Source organism: Rubritalea sp. (assembly GCF_039830215.1).
Taxonomy (GTDB): domain Bacteria; phylum Verrucomicrobiota; class Verrucomicrobiia; order Verrucomicrobiales; family Akkermansiaceae; genus Rubritalea.
In genome coordinates, this window is record NZ_JBDOPO010000177.1 from 1 (window position 1) to 1752 (window position 1752).

2 protein-coding genes are annotated in these 1752 nt (G+C 50.5%); both read right to left on the minus strand.

What is annotated here, in order from left to right:
* Window positions 1-132: 132 nt before the first annotated feature.
* Complete coding sequence (locus tag ABGY95_RS06025; protein WP_347440792.1) at window positions 133-1512, minus strand: efflux transporter outer membrane subunit; 1380 nt, start codon at window positions 1510-1512, stop codon at window positions 133-135.
* A gap of 36 nt (window positions 1513-1548) precedes the next feature.
* The coding region (locus tag ABGY95_RS06030) for a hypothetical protein (RefSeq protein WP_347440793.1) at window positions 1549-1752 on the minus strand (204 nt) is incomplete at its 5' end.

Sequence of the window (1752 nt, forward strand, 5' to 3'; positions counted from 1 at the left end):
CACGGTCGGAGGTTTCTGACTCTCCAACGGAGGCTTGGAGGCGATCATTTTCTTTGCCAGCCCGAAAGCTGCAACGAGGACTACGAGAGGGATGATGAACTTGAGTGCTAGTTTCACGTGTGGAGATTAGAGTTAAAGAGCTTTGCCTAGGGCGAGTGCAAGGGATACGCGGTTCTGATAGCGTAGTGCGCGGATGTTGATGAGTGATTCTTCTGTAGCGAATGTCCGGCGCTGAACCTCGAGTAGGTCGAGGATGTTAATTAGGCCATTATCGTAGCTGCGTAGGCCACGGCTTTCAGCGCTCTTGGCAGCAATGAGTGCTTTTTCAGTTGCTGAATATTGTTGTTTTAAATAGTTTTCAGAACCTAAAGCGTTTTCAACTTCACGGAAGGCGTTGAGCGCTGTGGATTGGTAATCTGCTAGAGCGCGTTTTGCTCGAGCATTGGATGCTCCTAGCTCCGCTTGTCGGGCACCTCCATCGATGAGTGGGGCACTGAGGTTGGCGAGTAATGACCATGCGTTGAAGTTAGAATCCGCTAGATTTTTTAAAAGATTGGATTGCTGGCCGTAACTAGCAGTGAGCGTGAAATTTGGATACAGGTCGCGGTGGGCAACAGTCACTCGAGAGTCAGCTGCTCTGATGCGTTGGTATGCAGCATCGATGTCTGGACGTTTGAGCATCAGAGTAGACGGAATGTTAGCCTGAACACTGCGGCTAAGGTTCGGCCATTTTGTCGCCTTGTTAGAAATGCTCGGATAGGCTCCAGTGAGCGATGCTAGCCTCCTCGATGCTTTGTCTCGATCATCCATACGCAAGGCTACCTGTGAGCGGGTATTCTCAATGTCGGTTCTGGCCAGATCAAGTGCTCCTAGATCGGCTGTGCCCGCTTCAAACCGTCGGTTGACGAGGTCGAGTGTTTTTGTGAACGAGACTAGCCTGCGTTCTGAGAGATCTAGCAAACTACTCGTTCGAAGGAGGTCGAAGTATGCTTGGGCGGTTTGCGCTGCAATTGATTGTCTGGCTGATGCGTAATCTGCCGCAGCTACAGCTTGGTCACTGGCTGATGCACTGACGCCTGCGCGAATGCGGCCCCAGACATCGACTTCCCATCGGGCGTCGAGTGAGGCGGTGTAGTTTTCAGAGCGAATAGAGGAAAGCCCTGAGGGGTTACTTCCTGAGGCCCCCGCGCCGAGGTTGGCATTCAGAGTCGGACTGAGTCCAGCCTGAGACCGTCTCGTGTTATAGCCTGCTTCTTCTAGTCTTGCTGCACTTGATTTCAGGTCTGGATTATTTTTTACAGCTTGGTGGATATAGCTTTTTAACTGAGAACTGGGGAACAGGTTGACTAGGTTTTGGCTAATTTCAGGGACCGGTGGTTGTGAGGAGTCATATCGGTCTGGGATATCGAGCGACTTTCTAGCGCCTGGAGAGAGAGGTCCCGGTTGGTTGACGCAGCTCGCTAAAGTGAGCGGAAGAGCTAGCCCAATGAAAGTTGATACTAGTTTAGACATGATTGTCTTCGTGAGGTTTAAACAACAATACTGCTTCTACTTTTTCAGAGATTTAGTGGCTGCTAAAATGGCAGTTACTTGCAGCTCAATAAACGCTTCAAGAGCTTCCTCCGTTGGGGAGTCACCGAAAATTTTATCTATCACAAAAGGGTGTTTGGCGACGACTGATGCGAGAGATAGGAAGTTGAGGGTGGCTACAGCGTAGACGACCTCGTCGGTATCACCTAAATATTCAGCCAG